The sequence below is a fragment of the Pseudomonas sp. A2 genome (assembly GCF_023100865.1).
Taxonomy (GTDB): Bacteria; Pseudomonadota; Gammaproteobacteria; order Pseudomonadales; family Pseudomonadaceae; genus Aquipseudomonas; species Aquipseudomonas asiatica.
In genome coordinates this window covers 2281024-2300524 of sequence record NZ_CP039127.1, presented here as the reverse complement: position 1 = coordinate 2300524, position 19501 = coordinate 2281024, and the positions used below count along the sequence as shown (strand labels likewise).

At 63.6% G+C, this 19501-nt stretch carries 19 protein-coding genes; 9 read left to right on the top strand and 10 right to left on the bottom strand.

The window, feature by feature from the left end; translation table 11 throughout:
* Window positions 1–104: 104 nt before the first annotated feature.
* The 3 genes from prpC to E5221_RS10745 all read right to left on the bottom strand — a co-directional run bounded on the left by prpC (window position 105) and on the right by E5221_RS10745 (window position 3003).
* Window positions 105–1232: a 2-methylcitrate synthase gene (prpC, locus tag E5221_RS10755; RefSeq protein ID WP_013971911.1), complete on the bottom strand. Its 1128-nt coding sequence runs from the start codon at window positions 1230–1232 to the stop codon at window positions 105–107.
* A 167-nt stretch (window positions 1233–1399) separates the two neighbouring features.
* On the bottom strand, window positions 1400–2290 hold the full coding sequence (prpB, locus tag E5221_RS10750; RefSeq protein ID WP_003259689.1) for a methylisocitrate lyase: 891 nt from the start codon (window positions 2288–2290) through the stop codon (window positions 1400–1402).
* Window positions 2287–3003, bottom strand: coding sequence for a GntR family transcriptional regulator (locus E5221_RS10745; protein WP_013971909.1), 717 nt, complete (start codon window positions 3001–3003; stop codon window positions 2287–2289). Before E5221_RS10745 ends, prpB begins: the two co-directional genes overlap by 4 nt.
* A gap of 329 nt (window positions 3004–3332) precedes the next feature.
* Here E5221_RS10745 and E5221_RS10740 point away from each other — a divergent pair, with 329 nt between their 5' ends.
* From E5221_RS10740 to E5221_RS10720, 5 genes are all read left to right on the top strand, one after another.
* Window positions 3333–3869, top strand: a complete 537-nt coding sequence (locus tag E5221_RS10740) for an ATP-dependent zinc protease (RefSeq protein WP_023662146.1) — start codon at window positions 3333–3335, stop codon at window positions 3867–3869.
* Window positions 3870–3874: 5 nt separating this feature from the next.
* Entirely contained in the window at window positions 3875–5410 is a 1536-nt protein-coding gene (locus E5221_RS10735; protein ID WP_013971908.1) for an inactive transglutaminase family protein, read from the top strand.
* Window positions 5410–6390, top strand: a complete 981-nt coding sequence (locus tag E5221_RS10730) for an alpha-L-glutamate ligase-like protein (RefSeq protein ID WP_013971907.1) — start codon at window positions 5410–5412, stop codon at window positions 6388–6390. The genes E5221_RS10735 and E5221_RS10730 overlap by 1 nt, the downstream gene beginning before the upstream one ends.
* 211 nt (window positions 6391–6601) lie before the next feature.
* A complete protein-coding gene (pabB, locus tag E5221_RS10725; RefSeq protein WP_061551411.1) occupies window positions 6602–7945 on the top strand; it encodes an aminodeoxychorismate synthase component I in 1344 nt (447 codons plus the stop codon).
* Between the two features lie 166 nt (window positions 7946–8111).
* Window positions 8112–8846, top strand: a complete 735-nt coding sequence (locus tag E5221_RS10720; protein ID WP_015269712.1) for a phosphoadenylyl-sulfate reductase — start codon at window positions 8112–8114, stop codon at window positions 8844–8846.
* Between the two features lie 39 nt (window positions 8847–8885).
* Here E5221_RS10720 and cysB read toward each other — a convergent pair whose 3' ends face one another.
* The 3 genes from cysB to E5221_RS10705 form a co-directional block, all read right to left on the bottom strand.
* Window positions 8886–9860, bottom strand: coding sequence for an HTH-type transcriptional regulator CysB (gene cysB, locus E5221_RS10715; RefSeq protein ID WP_013971904.1), 975 nt, complete (start codon window positions 9858–9860; stop codon window positions 8886–8888).
* Window positions 9861–9989: 129 nt separating this feature from the next.
* Window positions 9990–10487: a universal stress protein gene (locus E5221_RS10710; protein ID WP_013971903.1), complete on the bottom strand. Its 498-nt coding sequence runs from the start codon at window positions 10485–10487 to the stop codon at window positions 9990–9992.
* A gap of 124 nt (window positions 10488–10611) precedes the next feature.
* Entirely contained in the window at window positions 10612–11559 is a 948-nt protein-coding gene (locus tag E5221_RS10705) for a putative 2-dehydropantoate 2-reductase (RefSeq protein ID WP_247847363.1), read from the bottom strand.
* Window positions 11560–11790: 231 nt separating this feature from the next.
* Between E5221_RS10705 and E5221_RS10700 the strand changes: the two genes are divergently transcribed.
* Entirely contained in the window at window positions 11791–12867 is a 1077-nt protein-coding gene (locus tag E5221_RS10700; protein ID WP_013971901.1) for a 3-deoxy-7-phosphoheptulonate synthase, read from the top strand.
* A gap of 134 nt (window positions 12868–13001) precedes the next feature.
* On the opposite strand, the gene E5221_RS10695 is transcribed toward E5221_RS10700, so the two are convergent.
* Window positions 13002–13283 (bottom strand): GNAT family N-acetyltransferase, encoded by a 282-nt coding sequence (locus E5221_RS10695; protein WP_003259781.1) that lies wholly within the window; start codon window positions 13281–13283, stop codon window positions 13002–13004.
* A gap of 510 nt (window positions 13284–13793) precedes the next feature.
* Between E5221_RS10695 and oprI the strand changes: the two genes are divergently transcribed.
* Window positions 13794–14045 carry an outer membrane lipoprotei OprI gene (gene oprI, locus E5221_RS10690; protein WP_003259780.1) on the top strand — a complete coding sequence of 84 codons (252 nt, stop codon included), beginning with the start codon at window positions 13794–13796 and terminating at the stop codon, window positions 14043–14045.
* 132 nt (window positions 14046–14177) lie between these two features.
* Here oprI and E5221_RS10685 read toward each other — a convergent pair whose 3' ends face one another.
* The 3 genes from E5221_RS10685 to E5221_RS10675 all read right to left on the bottom strand — a co-directional run bounded on the left by E5221_RS10685 (window position 14178) and on the right by E5221_RS10675 (window position 16221).
* Window positions 14178–15155 (bottom strand): L,D-transpeptidase family protein, encoded by a 978-nt coding sequence (locus E5221_RS10685; protein ID WP_003259779.1) that lies wholly within the window; start codon window positions 15153–15155, stop codon window positions 14178–14180.
* A 111-nt stretch (window positions 15156–15266) separates the two neighbouring features.
* On the bottom strand, window positions 15267–15557 hold the full coding sequence (locus tag E5221_RS10680; RefSeq protein ID WP_013971899.1) for a hypothetical protein: 291 nt from the start codon (window positions 15555–15557) through the stop codon (window positions 15267–15269).
* Between the two features lie 58 nt (window positions 15558–15615).
* Entirely contained in the window at window positions 15616–16221 is a 606-nt protein-coding gene (locus E5221_RS10675) for an arylesterase (protein ID WP_015269709.1), read from the bottom strand.
* 10 nt (window positions 16222–16231) lie between these two features.
* On the opposite strand from E5221_RS10675, the gene E5221_RS10670 reads away from it, so the two are divergent.
* Together E5221_RS10670 and E5221_RS10665 are read left to right on the top strand one after the other, a co-directional pair.
* On the top strand, window positions 16232–16915 hold the full coding sequence (locus E5221_RS10670) for an ABC transporter ATP-binding protein (RefSeq protein ID WP_003259775.1): 684 nt from the start codon (window positions 16232–16234) through the stop codon (window positions 16913–16915).
* Window positions 16915–19422, top strand: a complete 2508-nt coding sequence (locus E5221_RS10665) for an FtsX-like permease family protein (protein ID WP_247847362.1) — start codon at window positions 16915–16917, stop codon at window positions 19420–19422. Before E5221_RS10670 ends, E5221_RS10665 begins: the two co-directional genes overlap by 1 nt.
* The last annotated feature ends 79 nt before the right edge of the window (window positions 19423–19501 follow it).

Genomic DNA, 19501 nt, shown 5'->3' with positions numbered 1-19501 from the left:
GCCGGCTCCCACAGGTATTGCACTGCTCCTGAGGCTGGTGCAGTCCCTGTGGGAGCCGGCTTGCCGGCGATGAGGCCGGAACAGACCCCCACAGGTACGGCCTGTCAGCGCTGTTCGATCGGCACGAACTGGCGCTGCTCGACGCCGACATACTCGGCGCTCGGGCGGATGATGCGGTTGTTGGCACGCTGTTCGAAGACATGCGCCGCCCAGCCGGTCAGGCGCGAGCAGACGAAGATCGGGGTGAACAGCTTGGTCGGGATGCCCATGAAGTGGTACGCCGAGGCGTGGTAGAAGTCGGCGTTGGGAAACAGGCGCTTCTGCTCCCACATAGTCTTGTCGATGGCTTCGGAGACCGGGTACAGCACCTTGTCACCGACTTCGTCGGCGAGCTGTTTCGACCAGCCCTTAATCACCTCGTTGCGCGGGTCGGACTCTTTGTAGATGGCATGGCCAAAGCCCATGATCTTGTCCTTGCGCTCGAGCATGCGCAGCAGCTCGGCAGTGGCTTCCTGCGGGCTCTGGAAGCGCTCGATCAATTCCATCGCCGCCTCGTTGGCACCGCCGTGCAGCGGGCCGCGCAGCGAGCCGATGGCAGCAGTGACGCAGGAGTACAGGTCGGACAGGGTCGAGGCACAGACGCGAGCGGTGAAGGTCGAGGCGTTGAACTCGTGCTCGGCGTAGAGGATCAGCGACACGTTCATGACCTTGACGTGCAGCTCGCTTGGCTTCTTGCCGTGCAGAAGGTGCAGGAAGTGACCACCGAGGGTGTCTTCGTCGCTGGTGCAGTCGATACGCACGCCGTCGTGGGTGAAGCGATACCAGTAGCACATCACCGCCGGGAACAGCGCCAGCAGGCGGTCGGTCTTGTCACGCTGGGCCTCGAAGGTCAGTTCGGGCTCCAGGGTACCGAGCACCGAGCAACCTGTGCGCATCACGTCCATCGGGTGGGCGTCACGCGGGATGCGCTCGAGCACTTCCTTCAGGGCTTGCGGCAGGTCGCGCAGACCCTTGAGCTTGCGCTTGTAGTCGGCCAGTTCGGCTTTGCTCGGCAGCTCGCCATACAGCAGCAGGTAGGCGACTTCCTCGAATTCGGCACCGGCAGCCAGGTCACGCACATCGTAACCGCGGTAGGTCAGCCCGGCACCGGCCTGGCCCACGGTCGACAGCGCGGTCTGGCCGGCCACCTGGCCGCGCAGGCCTGCGCCGCTGAGTACTTTTGCTTCGGCCATGGTGTTTCTCCTTTCTTGAACTTGTTATGGATTCTTTCTGGCTAATTCGGGGGTGGCTGTATCGGCCCTATCGCCGGCAAGCCAGCTCCCACAATGTCTTGCACAGGACTCGAACCTTGTGCGGTACCTGTGGGAGCCGGCTTGCCGGCGATGAGGCCCTCACAGGCTCAACCTTTTTTCTGGGCAAACAACGCATCGAGACTCTGCTCGAAGGCGTGGTAACCAATGGCATCGTAGAGCTCCATGCGGGTCTGCATGGTGTCGATCACGTTCTTCTGCGTGCCGTCGCGGCGCAGCGCGGTGTACACGTTTTCGGCCGCCTTGTTCATGGCGCGGAACGCCGACAGCGGGTACAGCACCAGCGACACGTCGACCGAGGCCAGCTCTTCGGTGGTGTACAGCGGCGTGGCGCCGAATTCGGTGATGTTGGCCAGGATCGGTGCCTTCACCCGGTCGGCGAAGGTCTTGTACATCTGCAGTTCGGTGATGGCTTCCGGGAAGATCATGTCGGCACCGGCCTCGACGCAGGCGGCAGCGCGGTCCAGGGCGGCGTTCAGGCCCTCGACGGCCAGGGCGTCGGTACGCGCCATGATCACGAAGCTGTCATCGGTACGGGCATCGACTGCGGCCTTGATGCGGTCGACCATTTCTTGCTGGCTGACGATTTCCTTGTTCGGGCGGTGGCCGCAGCGCTTGGCGCCAACCTGGTCCTCGATATGGATGGCGGCAGCGCCGAACTTGCTCATCGAGCGCACGGTGCGGGCGACGTTGAAGGCAGAGGCACCGAAACCGGTGTCGACATCCACCAGCAGCGGCAGGTCGCACACGTCGGTGATGCGGCGCACATCGGTGAGTACATCGTCCAGGCCGCTGATGCCCAGGTCCGGCAGGCCCAGCGAACCGGCGGCGACGCCGCCACCGGACAGGTAGATGGCCTTGAAGCCGGCGCGCTTGGCCAGCAGGGCATGGTTGGCATTGATGGCGCCAACCACCTGCAGCGGATGTTCAGCGGCAACGGCGTCGCGGAAACGCTGACCGGGGGTGCTCTTCACAGTCATTTCTCACCTCGTGGGCTGTTGTTGTGGGCGTCCAGATAGTGACGCTCGATATTGCGCTTGGACGCGCCGATGTGGCGGCGCATCAGGAGTTCGGCCAGCTCGCCGTCACGGTCGGCGATGGCATCGAGAATGCGGTGATGTTCGGCAAAGGCCTGGCGCGGCCGGTTGGGCGTGGCGGAAAACTGGATGCGGTACATGCGCACCAGCTGGTACAGCTCGCCGCAGAGCATCTTGACCAGGGTCTGGTTACCGCTGCCCTGGATGATCCGGTAATGAAAGTCGTAGTCGCCTTCCTGCTGGTAATAGCCCAGGCCGGCCTGGAACGCGGCATCGCGCTCGTGGGTGTCGAGCACCCGGCGCAGTTCGTCGATGTCGGCCTGGCTCATGCGTTCGGCGGCCAGGCGGCAAGCCATGCCTTCCAGCGATTCGCGAATTTCGTACAGCTCGATCAGTTCGGCATGATTGAGCGACACCACCCGCGCCCCCACATGCGGCACGCGCACCAGCAGGCGCTGGCCTTCGAGGCGGTGGATGGCCTCGCGCAGCGGCCCGCGGCTGATGCCATAGGTACGCGCCAGCTCCGGCTCGGAAATCTTGCTGCCGGGGGCGATATCGCCCTTGACGATGGCCGCCTGGATGCGCCGGAAGACGTTTTCGGACAAGGTTTCCGTTTCGTCTGTCAGCACCGGGCTGGGGGTGGATAGGTCCTGCATATTGTCGACACCTTGAAAATCTCTTTGCCAGAAATTAGCGAATTAGACCGAAGCAGTCAAAGACAAAATCAATATTGTCGACAATCGTCTAAGAACGAACTAATGCCAGCCCGGTGCTGTCAGATCGCGCACCGCTGGCGTCAAGGCGCCGGCGTGATAGAATGCCGCGCCTCCGATGGAGTATGGATAGCCTGTCTGTCATCCATTCATGCTGTTGACAGATTAACGAGGAAGCTTGCGCAGTCGCTGCCAGTCGCCTTGCCCTGAACACGGCTCTGAACATGGCTTTGAAAACAGCCCCGAACCTTGCACTGCACCGCGCCAGGAATATGAGACTTACACCCGCATCATTGCTGCTCTGCCTCACCCTGCTGCCGGCCCTTGGCCAGGCCGCAGGCAAGACCGTGTACGGTCTCAACGAATATGCACGCCTGGGCGACCTGGACCTGGAAGTGGCCGCCAAGCTCGACACCGGCGCCAAGACCGCGTCGCTCAGCGCCCGCGACATCAAGCGCTTCAAGCGCAACGGCGAAAGCTGGGTGCGCTTCTACCTGGCCATCGACGCCGCCCATTCGCACCCCATCGAACGCCCGCTGGCACGCGTAAGCAAGATCAAGCGCCGGGCCGGCGACTATGATGCCGAATCGGGCAAGGCCTACACCGCACGCCCGGTCATCGAACTTGAAATCTGCATGGGCCAGGCCATGCGCACCATCGAAGTCAACCTCACCGACCGCAGCGCCTTCCAGTTCCCGCTGCTGATCGGCTCCGAGGCGCTCAAGCACTTCGACGCGCTGGTCGACCCAAGCCTTAAATACGCGGCCGGCAAACCTGCCTGTGCCACCGACGCTCCCAAAGCAGAGTAATCCCGATGCGCTCTCTTACCCTCCATCTGAAAGTCCTGATCACCGTGCTGGTGCTGTTGGGCGTGGCGGTCACGGCTTATCAGATCTTCGTACTCGGCATCCCGGTAACCGAGGATGAAACCGACGACCTGTGGAATATCGACGCCAAGGTCGAGTTCGTGGCCAGCACCAAGGACCCGGTCAAGGTGCAGATGTTCGTGCCACCGCTGAACCGCGACTACGTCAGCCTCAACGAGAGCTTCATCTCCAACAACTATGGGGTGAGCGTCAACCGTGCCGACGGCAACCGCAAGGTTACCTGGTCGGCCCGCCGCGCCAGCGGCAACCAGACCCTCTACTACCGCCTGGTGCTGACCAAGCGCTACAGCAACGAGAAGACCACGGTCAAAGGCCCGACCTTCCGTGACAGCCTGGCAGTGGAAGGCCCCGAGAAGATCGCCGCCGAGGCCCTGATGGCGCCGATTCGCCAGCACTCGGCTGACGTCGAGACCTTCGTCAGCGAGACCATCAAGCGGGTCAACAACCTCAACGACGACAACGTCAAGCTGCTGCTGGCCGGCGACACCTCTGCCATGAAGAAGGCCCAGGTCATCGACCTGCTTCTGTCGATCGCCCACGTACCGATGGAGAAGGTGCACACCATTCGCCTGGTGGCCGACACCCCGCAAACCCCGGAACTGTGGCTGCGCAGCTTCAATGGCACCGACTGGCTGTACTTCAACCCCGACACCGGCGAGCAGGGCCTGCCCAGCGATCGCCTGCTGTGGTGGACCGGTGACGACAACCTGATCACCGTCGATGGCGGCAAGAAGGCCAACGTTACCTTCAGCATGAACAACAGCGAGATGAACGCCATCCGCCTGGCCAAGCTGACCGACGAGAATACCGACGCCGATTTCCTCGAATATTCGCTGTACGGCCTGCCGCTGCAGACCCAGCAAACCTTCATGATCATGGTGATGATCCCGATCGGTGTGCTGGTGATCCTGGTGCTGCGCAACCTGGTCGGCCTGCAGACCCTGGGTACCTTCACCCCGGTACTGATCGCCCTGGCCTTCCGCGAGACCCAGCTGGGCTTCGGTATCGTGCTGTTCACGGTAATCACCGCCCTGGGCCTGTCGCTGCGCTCGTACCTGGAACACCTGAAGCTGCAGATGCTGCCACGCCTGTCTGTGGTCCTGACCTTCGTCGTGGTGCTGATTGCCGCCATCAGCCTGTTCAGCCACAAGCTGGGCCTGGAGCGCGGGCTGTCGGTTGCGCTGTTCCCGATGGTGATCCTGACCATGACCATCGAGCGCCTGTCCATCACCTGGGAAGAGCGTGGCGGCGGCCATGCCATGAAGGTTGCCATCGGCACCCTGTTCGCCGCTTCCCTGGCGCACCTGTTGATGATGGTGCCGGAGCTGGTGTACTTCGTGTTCACCTTCCCGGCCGTGCTGCTGATCCTGGTGGGCTTCATGCTGGCAATGGGTCGCTACCGCGGCTACCGCCTGACCGAGCTCGTGCGCTTCAAGGCATTCCTGAAGAAGGCTGACGCCTGATGTTTGGCCTGATCAAGACGTGGAAAGCCCTGGAGGCCCGGGGCATCATGGGTATCAACCGGCGCAACGCGGACTACGTGCTGAAGTACAACAAGCGCCACCTGTACCCGATCGTCGACGACAAGATCATCACCAAGGAGCGCGCGCTGGCGGCCGGCATCCATGTGCCGGAAATGTACGGCATCATCGAGACCGAGAAAGAGATCGAGAAGCTCGACCAGATCATCGGCGGGCGCAACGATTTCGTCATCAAGCCGGCGCAGGGCGCTGGCGGTGACGGCATCCTGGTGATCGCCGACCGCTTCGAGGACCGCTACCGCACGGTGTCCGGCAAGATCATCAGCCACGAGGAGATCGAGCACCAGATCTCGAGCATCCTCACCGGCCTGTACTCGCTGGGCGGCCACCGCGACCGCGCACTGATCGAGTACCGGGTCACCCCCGACCAGATCTTCAAGAGCATCAGCTACGAAGGCGTGCCGGACATCCGCATCATCGTGCTGATGGGCTACCCGGTGATGGCCATGCTGCGCCTGCCGACCCGCCAGTCCGGCGGCAAGGCCAACCTGCACCAGGGCGCCATCGGCGTGGGTGTCGACCTGGCCACCGGCGTGACCCTGCGCGGCACCTGGTTGAACAACATCATCAGCAAGCACCCGGACACCACCAACGCGGTGGATGGCGTGCAACTGCCGAACTGGGACGGCTTCATGAAGCTGGCCGCCGGCTGCTACGAGCTGTGCGGCCTGGGCTACATCGGTGTCGACATGGTGCTGGACCAGGACAAGGGGCCGCTGATTCTCGAGCTCAACGCCCGCCCCGGCCTGAACATCCAGATCGCCAACGACTGCGGCCTGACCCAGCGCACCCACGCCATCGAGGCGCACCTGGAAGCGCTGGCCAAGGATGGCATCAGCGAAGATGCCGAACAGCGCGTGCGGGTATCGCAAGGCTTGTTCGGGCACGTGCATCCGCGCTAGCAACCCGGGGGCCGCTTTGCGGCCCATTCGCAGCACAAGGCTGCTCCTACAGGTTTACGCTATCTCCTGTAGGAGCAGCCTTGTGCTGCGAATGGGCTGCAAAGCAGCCCCCGGCGCCAAACACAATGTTGAATGTCGCGCCCAGCGCTAGGCGCATTTCCTGCACAGGTCTACAATCGCCCTCCTCGCTTTTACATCGCCGTCCACACTGATGCCGACCTGTACGCTCCACCCCTTGCCCTACCAGCCCGTCCCTGCCGCCTATTTCGCCCGCCTGCGCCAGGCCCCCGGTGCGATCCTGCTGGACAGCGCCCGCCCCGGCGCCGAACGCGGGCGCTTCGACCTGCTCAGCGCCTGGCCGCTGCAACACCTGCAAGCGCAGCCCGACGAAGATGGCCGCACCTTCCTCCAGCGCCTGCGCGCCGGCCTGGCACGACTGGGCCATGCACAGTTGCCCGCAGGCAGCGAGCTGCCGTTTGCTGGCGGCCTGATCGGCTACCTGAGCTATGACTTCGGCCGCCGCCTGGAACACCTGCCCAGCCTGGCCGTGGACGACCTTGGCCTGCCAGACGCGCAACTGGGCCTGTATGCCTGGGCGCTGGTGACCGACCACCAGTGCGCGACCAGCCAACTGGTGTTCCACCCGAGCCTGCCGGGCAGCGAACGGGAACGCCTGATCGCCCTGTTCGAAGGTGTCGACAACGCGGAAAGCGGCAGCTTCCAGCTACTCGCGCCGATGACCGGCGACCTGCAGCCCGAGCAGTACAAGGCCGCCTTTGACCAGGTGCAGCGCTACATCCAGGCCGGCGACTGCTACCAGATCAACCTTACCCAGCGCTTCCGCGCGCCCTGCCAGGGCGACCCGTGGCACGCTTATCAGGCCCTGCGCAAAGCCTGCCCCACCCCCTTCTCCGGCTACCAGCAGCTGGCCGACGGCAGCGCCCTGCTGAGCTTCTCGCCCGAACGCTTCATCCGCGTCAGCCAGCGCCAGGTGGAAACCCGGCCGATCAAGGGCACCCGCCCGCGCGCCAGCAACCCGGCAGAAGACATGCGCAATGCCGAGGAGCTGCTGCACAGCCCCAAGGATCGCTCGGAAAATTTGATGATCGTCGACCTGCTGCGCAACGACCTGGGGCGTACCTGCGAGATCGGCTCGGTGAAGGTGCCGGAGCTGTTCAGCCTGGAGAGCTACCCCAACGTGCACCACCTGGTCAGCAGCATCACCGGCCAGTTGGCCAGCGACAAGGACGCCCTTGACCTGATCGGCGACAGCTTCCCCGGCGGTTCGATCACCGGCGCCCCGAAGATCCGCGCCATGCAGATCATCGACGAACTGGAGCCGGCGCGGCGGGCGCTGTACTGCGGCTCACTGGTCTATGTGGATGTGCGCGGTGAAATGGACAGTTCGATTGCCATTCGCAGCTTGCTGGTCAAGGGCGGACAAGTCAGTTGCTGGGGCGGCGGCGCGGTGGTGGCCGACTCCGAGTGGCAGGCCGAATATGAAGAGTCGATTGCCAAGGTGCGGGTGTTGATGGAGACCTTGCAGGGCTTGTGATCGGCGGCGCCTGCTTCGCGGGCTCGCCCGCTCCCACAACTGGCAGATGTGCGCTGTACCTGTGGGCGCAGGCGTCACCGACTCCAGGCCCGCCTAACCCGGCATTTTTTGTTACCATCACCTCACTACGAGCGCACAGCGCCACAGCCAAGATGGAAACCGCCTGATGAGCCAACCCTTCGACGTCGCCGCCCTGGCCGCGACCTATGCCAACAAGTCCCCGCAGGACATCCTCAAGCTTGCCTTCGAGCACTTCGGTGATGACCTGTGGATCTCCTTCAGCGGCGCCGAGGACGTGGTGCTGGTGGACATGGCCTGGAAGCTGAACAAGCAGGTCAAGGTGTTCAGCCTCGACACCGGCCGCCTGCACCCGGAGACTTACCGGTTCATCGACCAGGTCCGCGAGCAGTACAACCTGCCGATCGAAATCCTCAGCCCCGACCGCGCCAAGCTCGACCCGTTCGTCAAGGAAAAGGGCCTGTTCAGCTTCTACAAGGACGGCCACGGCGAGTGCTGCGGCATCCGCAAGATCGAGCCGCTGCGCCGCAAGCTGGCCACGGTTAGCGCCTGGGCCACCGGCCAGCGCCGCGACCAGAGCCCGGGCACCCGCAGCCAGGTGGCTGCAGTGGAAATCGACAGCGCGTTCTCCACGCCCGAACGCACCCTGTACAAGTTCAACCCACTGGCGCAGATGACCAGCGAGGAGGTGTGGGGTTATATCCGCATGCTGGAGCTGCCGTACAACAGCCTGCACGAGCGCGGCTTCATCAGCATCGGCTGCGAGCCCTGCACCCGCCCGGTGCTGCCAAACCAGCATGAGCGCGAAGGGCGTTGGTGGTGGGAAGAGTCGACGCAGAAGGAATGCGGGTTGCACGCGGGCAACCTGATCAGCAAGGCATAACACAGCTGGGGCCGCAAAGCGGCCCCGTACGATTCTAGATCAGTGCACCGGTAGCTCGACGCCTTCGAACAGGTCTTCCAGCTCCTGTTTGTTATGGCACTGAATGGCCTTGGCCATCACTTCACGGGTCAGGTGCGGGGCGAACTTCTCGATGAAGTCGCACATGAAGCCACGCAGGAAAGTGCCGCGGCGGAAGCCGATCTTGGTAATGCTGGCTTCGAACAGCTCGCTGGCATCCAGGGCCACCAGGTCGCTGTCGAGTTTGGTGTCCACCGCCATCTTGGCGACGATCCCCACGCCCAGCCCCAGGCGCACATAAGTTTTGATCACGTCGGCGTCAGCCGCGGTAAACACCACTTTCGGCGTGAGGCCGCGGTGGTTGAACGCTTCGTCCAGCTTCGAACGCCCGGTGAAACCGAACACGTAGGTAACAATCGGGTATTCGGCGACCGCTTCCAGGGTAAGCTTCGGCAGCTTGGTCAACGGATGGCCCTGCGGCACCACCACGCAGCGGTTCCACTTGTAGCACGGCATCATGATCAGGTCGCCGAACAGCTCCAGTGCCTCGGTGGCGATGGCGAAGTCGACCGTACCGTCCGCGGCCATTTCGGCAATCTGCATGGGCGAACCCTGATGCATGTGCAAGGAGACTTCCGGGTACTGCTTGATGAAATTGCTGATCACCGGCGGCAAGGCATAACGCGCCTGGGTGTGGGTGGTGGCGATGGACAGCGTGCCCTTCTTCTCGTTGGAGAACTCCTGGGCAATCTGCTTGATGCTTTCGACCTTGCGCAGGATTTCGCCGGCGGTATTGATGATGCGCTCACCCGCCGGGGTAACGCGGGTCAGGTGCTTGCCGCTGCGGGCAAAGACTTCAACACCAAGCTCATCCTCAAGCAGGCGGATCTGCTTGCTGATACCTGGCTGGGAGGTATACAGGCTCTGCGCCGTCGCGGAGACGTTGAGGTCATGGTGCGCCACTTCCCAGATGTAGCGCAGTTGTTGAAGCTTCATAGGTTTCCCTCGGTTCAGCGATGAGTCCGCGGCAGCAGGCGGCGACGATATATAACTATATTAGTGGTTCTGGAAATAAATCTAGAACTATTTTGTTACATACCACCCCGAAATGGCCTACGGCCATCTTCATGCTTTCCTACGCCCCAAATGCTGCGCCAGCGGCACCATGTATACCGGTACCGGCGACAGCTGCAGCAGCCGTACCGCCGTGCGCCCCAATGGAACATCCACGCCGGCGCCGGTACTGTGGCTACCGAAAATCAGCAGATCGACGCTCAGCCGCTGTGCCTGGTCCAGGATCACCTGCGCTGGGTCGCCCTGGCGTACCCGCACTGCCTTGATCACTGCCAGGTCAGCCTCCTCGCCAAGTTCGTCGCGAAAGTTTTCCAGCACACGCTGCTCGATATTGGCCATCACCGTATTCACCCCCTGGCTGTGCAACTGGTCGAGCGTCTGTTCATCGAGGTAGCTCTGCAGGAGAGATTCAGCGAACTGGCCCATGGGCTCCACCGCATGGATCACATACAACTCGGCGCCAAATGTGCGCGCCAGCGCCAGCGCGTGTTGCATGACAAAAGGGGCGTAGACACCGAGGTCGGTGGCATACAGCATGGAGTGGATCATTCGACCTCCTCGACTGCCGCTGCGGCAGAGCAAGCTTCAGCTTAGCAGCGCGCCGGACGCACGCTTTGCCGTCCGGCGCGCTGCCGATGCGGGCTGGAGCGCCCCGACGGGGCCAGAGCCACCCTCAGCGGGGCTGTTCGCCCCGGTCGATGAAAGCCAACGCCTGGTACAGCATCTCCATGCGCGGCAAGCGGCAGCCTGCCGCACGCGCCCGTGCCAACGGCTCGCCATAGATGGCCTGCAGCTCCAGCGGGCGCTTGTGGACATGGTCGTGGTACATGCTGGGCCAGTAGTCGGGCATGCGCTCGGTCACCTGGAACAGGTGCTCGGCATACCCCTCGGGCAACACATGGCCACATGCCGCCGCGCCTTGTACTACCTCCGCCATCAAGGCCTGGATCAGGGCACGGCCATTACTGTCGGCCATCAACGGCGTGGTGCTGGCTCCGAGCAGCACCGACAGGCCGTTATAGGGTACATTCCATACCAGCTTCTGCCAGCGTGCCTGGGCCAGGTCGGGCATGGCCTGCGAGTCGATGCCCGCAGCCCGGAACAGCTCAGCACCTTCATTGACCAGCGCGGCACCGCCATCGTTTGCCGGCCCGCTGTGGTAGCCAAGGTTGACCGCGCCCAGGGCCTGGTGGCGGATCACGCCGGGCGCCTGGCGGTTGACGCAGATGAAACACAGGCCGCCGAGCAGGTGCATGTCGCTGCGCAAGGCCGGGCGCAACTGCTCCTCCACGCCCAGGCCGTTCTGCAGCAGCACCACCTTGGCGCCCGGTGCGGCCGCCTGCACGATCAGCGGCGCCAACTGGTCATTGCTGGTGGCCTTGGCACCCACCAGCAGCCAGTCGCAGGGCGGCATGCCGGCGGCACTGGAATAGGCCTGCACCTTTATCTGCAGTTTGCCATGCTCGGCACTTTCCAGAGTCAACCCCTGGTCGCGGACAACCTCGTACTCGCTGCGCAAAAGAAAATGCACATCGAAGCCGGCCCGGGCCAGCATCAACCCATAGAAGCCGCCGATGGCGCCACTGCCGATGATGCCGATACGTGGTGTGTGCGGGTGCATGCCGATCTCCTGGTAAAAGTCAGCCTTCTTTTTACACAGGTTGCGCGGCGCTGGGCAGCCCATGCACGGCAAACACCTGCCATCTCGGAAAAACCCCACACGGACTGGGCCCAGCCCATTGTCGCGCCACCTGTAACGCGCTAAGGTTCGGCTCCCCGCTGCGATTATTCTTGCTGCTGGGCCGCACGGGGATAGTTGGCGGCCGGCACCCGTGACCTGACGAGTAACACGATGGCTGATTTACCGATCGATGACTTGAACGTTGCCTCCAACGAGACCCTGATCACACCCGATCAGCTCAAGAAGGAAATCCCCCTCAGCGCCAAGGCCCTGCAGACCGTGACTGCCGGCCGTGAAGTGGTGCGCAATATTCTCGACGGCAAGGACCATCGCCTGTTCGTCGTGGTCGGCCCTTGCTCGATCCACGACATCAAGGCCGCCCACGAGTACGCCGAGCGCCTGAAAGTGCTGGCCGAGGAAGTGTCCGACACGCTGTACCTGGTCATGCGCGTGTATTTCGAAAAACCGCGTACCACCGTCGGCTGGAAAGGCCTGATCAACGACCCGTACCTGGATGACTCGTTCAAGATCCAGGATGGCCTGCACATCGGCCGCAAGCTGCTGCTGGACCTGGCCGAAATGGGCCTGCCGACCGCCACCGAAGCGCTCGACCCGATTTCCCCGCAGTACCTGCAGGACCTGATCAGCTGGTCGGCCATCGGCGCCCGTACCACCGAATCGCAGACCCACCGCGAGATGGCTTCGGGCCTGTCCTCGGCAGTCGGTTTCAAGAACGGCACAGACGGCGGCCTGACCGTTGCCATCAACGCCCTGCAGTCGGTATCCAAGCCGCACCGCTTCCTCGGCATCAACCAGGAAGGCGGCGTGTCGATCGTCACCACCAAGGGCAACCCGTACGGCCACGTGGTACTGCGCGGCGGCAACGGCAAGCCGAACTACGACTCGGTCAGCGTCGCCCTCTGCGAACAGGACCTGGCCAAGGCCAAGATCAAGGCCAATATCATGGTCGACTGCAGCCACGCCAACTCCAACAAGGACCCGGCCCTGCAACCACTGGTGATGGAGAACGTCGCCAACCAGATCCTCGAAGGCAACCAGTCGATCATCGGCCTGATGGTCGAGAGCCACCTGAACTGGGGCTGCCAGTCGATTCCGAAGAACCTGGACGAGCTGCAGTATGGCGTGTCGATTACCGATGCCTGCATCGACTGGTCGGCTACCGAGAAGACCCTGCGCAGCATGCGTGCCAAGCTTAAGGATGTGCTGCCGCAGCGTAAGCGCGGCTGATGCAATAAAAGAGCGGGGCCGCTTCGCGCCCCATTCGCGGCACAAGGCCGCTCCTACAGGGTTATGCGATTTACTGTAGGAGCGGCCTTGTGCCGCGAATGGGGCGCGAAGCGGCCCCGCTCTTTTTTACAGCATCAGACCTTGCTCGAATGCCGCTGCTGGCGCTCCATGTAGCGTTCCACGTACGAGCAGGACGGAATCACCGTGTAGCCCATCTGCTCAGCATACTCCAGGGCCCGCTCGGTCAGGGCGGCAGCAATCCCGCGGCCGCGCAGGGCGTTGGGTACGAAGGTGCGATAGATGTCCAGCGTCTGTTTGCCCAGGTCCATGTACGTCAGATAGGCACGATGACCGTCCACGCTGGTCTCGAACTGATGACCGGCCTGGTCATGATGGATGGTCAGCGCTTCGCTCATCACTACTCCTCGCAGGTCTTCTCGGCAGACCCATACCTTAACCGATGGTGGTTTATCCGGCACAGAATCCTCTACGCCACCTGTTGCCCACTTCGACCACTGGACGATTGCAATCGTTCGGATCTTCCGGCACTCACAAGATAGTAGGCGCCGCAGGCAGGATTGCTCAAGGTGGTGGCGGTTAAAAATGGCGAAAATGCAGCCAAATGCCATTCTTGACCGCACGCCCTGCAGCAACCGGATGTACTAGGGCTTAAGACGCTGGCAGACAGTTAGAGTCACCCTTAGTTCAACAAAAAAGTTCCTGTACTACAGTCGCTTGCGAGCCCTGCACGTTTTTTTCACGGAGCGTGCCGCAAATCTTGTCGAAAAGGCGTCAAGCAACATTTTTTTTGCAGTTCTTGCGCTTAGTCAGTTTACTTACTACAAGTAATGGGTACTATGTACGCCGGCCAGTTTCTCTTTTCCGAGAGATGGCTATTTAATAGAAAGTCCTTGAAGGGGAACACGATGAACAACGTTCTGAAATTCTCTGCTCTGGCTCTGGCCGCAGTTCTGGCTACCGGTTGCAGCAGCGTATCCAAAGAAACCGAAGCTCGTCTGACTGCGACTGAAGACGCAGCAGCTCGCGCTCAAGCTCGTGCTGACGAAGCCTACCGTAAGGCTGACGACGCACTGGCAGCCGCTCAGAAGGCTCAGCAGACCGCTGACGAAGCCAACGAGCGCGCTCTGCGTATGCTGGACAAAGCCAGCCGCAAGTAATAATCCTCACGGATTGTTATGAAGCCGACCCACTTGTGGGTCGGCTTTTTTATTGCCTGCGCACAAGGCAAACGCGCCAGGCAGAAACGAAAAGGCCTGCACTAAGGCAGGCCCGGGTGTGTCGCAATTACCTTACTGCAGTTCGGGCGGAATGCTCGAAACCATCGGCGCACCACCCTGGTTTTCGGTCGGTACGGCAATTTCCACCGGCATGCCATCTTCCGCGGCCACCACATCACGCACCATGTCCCAGTTCATGCGTAGGTTATTGGCCAGGTCTTCTCGCTTGAGCAAGGCATTGATAACAGCAGTGTGTTTATCGACCACAGACGGATTACCCTGGTCGTCCAGCGGCGTGTGCGCCTCCAGATAGACCTTGCCACCACTGATACCGAACTTGTAGGGCTCGTTGATGATGCGCACCGGCGTACCCACCGGCACCATCTTCGACAGTTCCAGCACGTTGTTGTTGAGCATGCGGAAGCAACCGTGGCTGGTACGCATGCCAATGCCGAACTTCTTGTTCGAACCGTGGATCAGGTAGCCCGGCACGCCGAGAGTGAACTTGAACGGCCCCAGCGGGTTGTCCGGGCCGGCCGGCACCACGCTCGGCAGGATGTCGCCGTCAGCCGCGTGCTCGGCACGGATGGACGCTGGCGGAGTCCAGGTCGGGTTTGGCGTCTTGGCGGTGATCTTGGTATTGGCGATCGGCGAACCCCAGCCTTCACGACCGATGCCCAGCGGGAATGTATGCACCACGTTCTGCCCTTTCGGGAAGTAGTACATACGGTATTCGGCCAGGTTGATGACGATGCCTTCACGCGGGCCAGGCGGCAGGATGTAGCGGGTCGGCAGGATGATCTCGGTGCCGGCACCTGGCAACCACGGGTCCACACCCGGGTTGGCGGCGATCATTTCCAGGTAGCCGAGGTCGTTGGCAGTGCCGATATCGGCGAACGTGTCCTCGTACTTTGCCTTGATCACATGCACCTGGCCGATGATGTCTTCACCGGGTGGTGGCAGTGGCAGCTCCAGCGCAGCAGCGGGGCCTGCTACCAGCAGGGCGGCCAGGGACAGGCTACGGGTGACGGCAGGAAAGCGCGGCAACATCCGGTAAATCCTTCGAAAGGTGGGTCAAGAGAATCGATTGTACACCCGCGCCGATGCAAGCGGGAGGCATTGGCGCCATGCAAGCGTTTCAGATGATGAAAGGTGCGGCGTTCAGCCGCCCTGCAGCTCTGGCCACACCGGGCGCATGCCGCGCCGCTGGGCATCGAGGATGGCGCGGCACAGGTCGCACAGGCGGCCATCGCGGTAGATCGAGCGCGGCACCCCCGACCAGCGCGGTTGCGCCGGCAGCAGGCCACCGCACAAAGTGCGGTCGGCCGGCACGCCCAGCTCCAGCTGGCGGGCCACGAGGTGGACGCGGATTTCCTGGCAGGCGAACAGGTCGAGCTGCTCATCAGGCTCGATCAGTTGGTAGGCATACAGGGACCAGGCAGGGCGCGGCATCGGTGGCACTCGAAACGGGGGGCGCAACATTAGCCGAAAGCCGGCGCCGTTTAAAGCGTCACAGCAAGGGTTTTATCGCCGGCCAGGCATTTTCCAGCAGGCGCTGCTGGGCGGCCTGGGCCGGGTGAATGCCATCCGCCTGCATCAACTCAGGCACGCCCCCTACCCCCTCGAGGAAAAACGGCACCAGCGGCACCTGTTTTTCCGTCGCCAGCTGCTCATACACCTGGGCGAAGGCGGTGGTGTAGCGCACGCCATAATTGGGTGGCAGGCGCATGCCCAGCAGCACCACCTTGGCACCGGCCTTGCGCGAGCTCTCGATCATCGAGGCAAGATTTTGTTGCAATTGCGCTGGCGGCTGCCCACGCAGGCCATCGTTGCCGCCCAGTTCCAGTACCACCAGGCTCGGCTTGTGCGCTGCAAGCAGCGCCGGCAGCCGCGCCTGGCCACCTGCACTGGTGTCGCCGCTGATCGATGCATTGACCACCTTGTCGTCGAAACCTTCGTCCCGCAGGCGGGTCTGCAACAGGGAAACCCAGCCCTGGCGGGTATCCAGGCCAAAACCGGCGCTGATACTATCGCCGACAACCAGCAGTGTTCCCGCCGCCGCGCTCTGGGCCAGGCAATACAGGGCCAGACCGGCACTCAACCACCACACTCGCATCGGATTCTCCATGGGCCCCAGCATTCTCGTTGCGCAGAACCTTAGCAAAGTGGTCCCCAGCGCGGAAGGTGACCTGACCATCCTGCACGCCCTGTCCCTCGACCTGGCCCAAGGCGACAGCCTGGCCATCGTCGGCGCCTCGGGTTCGGGCAAGTCGACCCTGCTTGGCCTGCTCGCCGGCCTCGACCAGCCCAGTGCCGGCAAGGTCATCCTTGCTGGCCACGACCTGGGGCCGCTGGATGAAGACCAGCGCGCGCGGGTGCGCGCCGAACATGTGGGTTTCGTGTTCCAGTCGTTCCAGTTGCTCGACAGCCTCAATGCCCTGGAGAACGTCATGCTGCCGCTGGAGCTGGATGGCCGCCGCGATGCCCGCGAACACGCGCGCACCCTGCTCGAACGGGTCGGTCTGGGCAAGCGCCTGAGCCACACTCCGCGCCAGCTTTCGGGCGGCGAACAACAACGGGTGGCCATCGCCCGCGCCTTCGCCGCGCAACCGGCAGTGCTGTTTGCCGACGAACCCACCGGCAACCTCGACAGCCACACCGGCGAACGCATCAGCGACTTGCTGTTCGAACTGAACAAGGAGCGCGGCACCACCCTGGTGCTGGTTACCCATGACGAACGCCTGGCCCGGCGCTGCCGCCGCCAGATTCGCCTGGATGCGGGCCGCCTGGTGGCCCCGGCGGAGGCCTGATGACCCACATGCCGCTGTCCCGCCTGTGCGGCCTGGCCCTGCGCCAGCTGCTGCGCGACATTCGCGCAAGCGAAGTGCGCGTGCTGTTCTTCGCCCTGCTGGTGGCGGTCGCGGCCAGCACTGCCATCGGCTATTTCGGTGCCCGCCTCAACGGCGCCATGCAACTGCGCGCCAGCGAGTTCCTTGGTGCCGACCTGGTGCTGCAGGGCAGCGCCCCGGCCCGCGACCAGCAGATCGAGGCCGGCAAGGCACTGGGCCTGCGCCACGCCCAGGTCGTCGAGTTCACCAGCGTGGTCGGCGGCGACAACGGCATCCAGCTGTCCAGCGTCAAGGCTGCCGACGGTGCCTACCCATTGCGCGGGCAAGTGCGCAGTGCTGCGCAGCCCTATGCCACAGAAACCCCGGGCGGCGGCCCGGCACCTGGCGAAGCATGGGTCGAACCACGCCTTTTGGCGGCATTGGGGCTGAAGGTTGGCGACAGCATCGACGTGGGCATGAAGACGCTGCGCATGAGCCGCGTACTGACCTACGAACCGGACCGCGCCAACAACTTCTACAGCCTTACCCCACGGGTAATGATGAACCTGGCCGACCTGCAAGCCACCGGCGTGGTCCAGCCGGGCAGCCGGGTCACCTACCGCGACCTGTGGCGCGGCGATGCCGAAGCGCTGGCCCAGTACCGCGGGGCACTGAAAAAGGACCTGGCCGCCAACCAGCGCCTGCGCGACACCCGCGACGGCAACCAGCAGGTCGGCGGCGCGCTGGGCAAGGCCGAGCGCTACCTGAACATGGCCAGCCTGGTGGCGGTGCTGCTGGCAGGCGTTGCCGTGGCCCTGTCGGCCAGCCGCTATGCCGCACGCCGCCTGGACGCCAGCGCCCTGCTGCGCTGCCTGGGCCTTTCGCGCCGCCAGGCACTGGGCCTGTACTGCCTGCAATTGGCCATGCTCGGCCTGGTCGCCGCGCTGGCCGGCGCCCTGCTCGGCTGGCTGGCGCAACTGGGCCTGTTCCGCCTGCTGCATGGCCTGTTGCCAAGCGTGGTGCCTGCAGGCGGCATCGTCCCAGCCCTGGCCGGCATCGCTACCGGGCTGGTAGCCCTGGCCGGTTTCGCCCTGCCGCCAATTGCCGCGCTGGGCCAGGTACCGCCGCTTCGCGTGCTGCGCCGCGACCTGCTGCCGATACCGCCCAGCAGCTGGCTGGTGTACGGCGCGGCCCTGTTTGCACTGGGCCTGATCATGTGGCGCCTGAGCCTCGACCTGCTGCTCACCTTCGCCCTGCTCGGTGGCGGCCTGGTCGCCGCGCTGCTGCTCGGCGGCCTGCTACTGCTCGGTTTGCGCAGCCTGCGCCAATTGCTGGCCGGGGCACCACTGACCTGGCGACTGGGGCTGGGCCAACTGCTGCGCCACCCCATGGCCGCTGCCGGCCAGGCCCTGGCCTTCGGCCTGATCCTGCTGGCCATGGCCCTGGTCGCGCTGCTGCGCGCAGAACTGCTCGACACCTGGCAAGCGCAGTTGCCCAAGGATGCACCCAACCATTTCGCCCTGAACATCCTGCCGGATGATCGTGAGCCCTTCGCCCAACACCTGCAGCAGGTCAATGCCACCTCGGCGCCGCTGTACCCGGTGACACCCGGCCGCCTGGTAAAAATCAACGAGCAACCGGTGCAGCAGGTGGTCAGCAAGGACTCGGCAGGTGAGCGCGCCGTGCAGCGCGACCTCAGCCTGACGTGGGCGGCCGAGCTGCCCGAAGGCAACGCATTGACAGGAGGCAACTGGTGGCAGGCGTTGCCCGCCGAAGATGAAATCCCCGGTGTGTCGGTGGAGGCGGAACTGGCCAACAGCCTGAAGCTGCAACTGGGCGACCTGCTTACCTTCGACATCGGCGGCCAGCAACGCCAGGCACGGGTCAGCAGCCTGCGCAGCGTGCACTGGGACAGCTTCCAGCCGAACTTCTACATGATCTTCCAACCCGGCACGCTGCAGGGGCTCCCGACCACCTACCTGACCAGCTTCTATCTGGCACCGGGCCATGACCTGGATGTGGTGGCGCTGTCACGGGCATTCCCGGCAGTGACCATCCTGCAGGTGGACGCCCTGCTCGATCAGCTGCGCAGCATCCTCGCCCAGGTGACCCTGGCGGTCGAGTATGTGTTGCTGTTCGTGCTGGCAGCCGGGCTGGCGGTGCTGTTCGCTGGCTTGCAGGCAACGCTGGACGAGCGCATCCGCCAGGGCGCCTTGCTGCGTGCGCTGGGCGCGGCGCGGCCATTGCTGGTCAAGGCGCGGCGGATCGAGTTCGGCTTGCTGGGTGCGGCCAGCGGCTTGCTGGCGGCGGTCGGGTGTGAGCTGATTACCTTGGTGCTGTACCGCTATGCCTTCGACCTGCAATGGAGCCCGCATGTGTGGTTGCTGCTGTTGCCGCTGGCAGGGGCGCTGCTGGTAGGTGGTGCGGGGGTGCTGGGGACGCGGCGGGCATTGAATGCCAGCCCGTTGGCGGTTTTACGCGAGAGTTGATGACAGCCTGTGCCGGCCTTTTCGCGGGTAAACCCGCTCCCACAGGTCCGACACAGGTTTCAAGTACTGTGGTGAACCT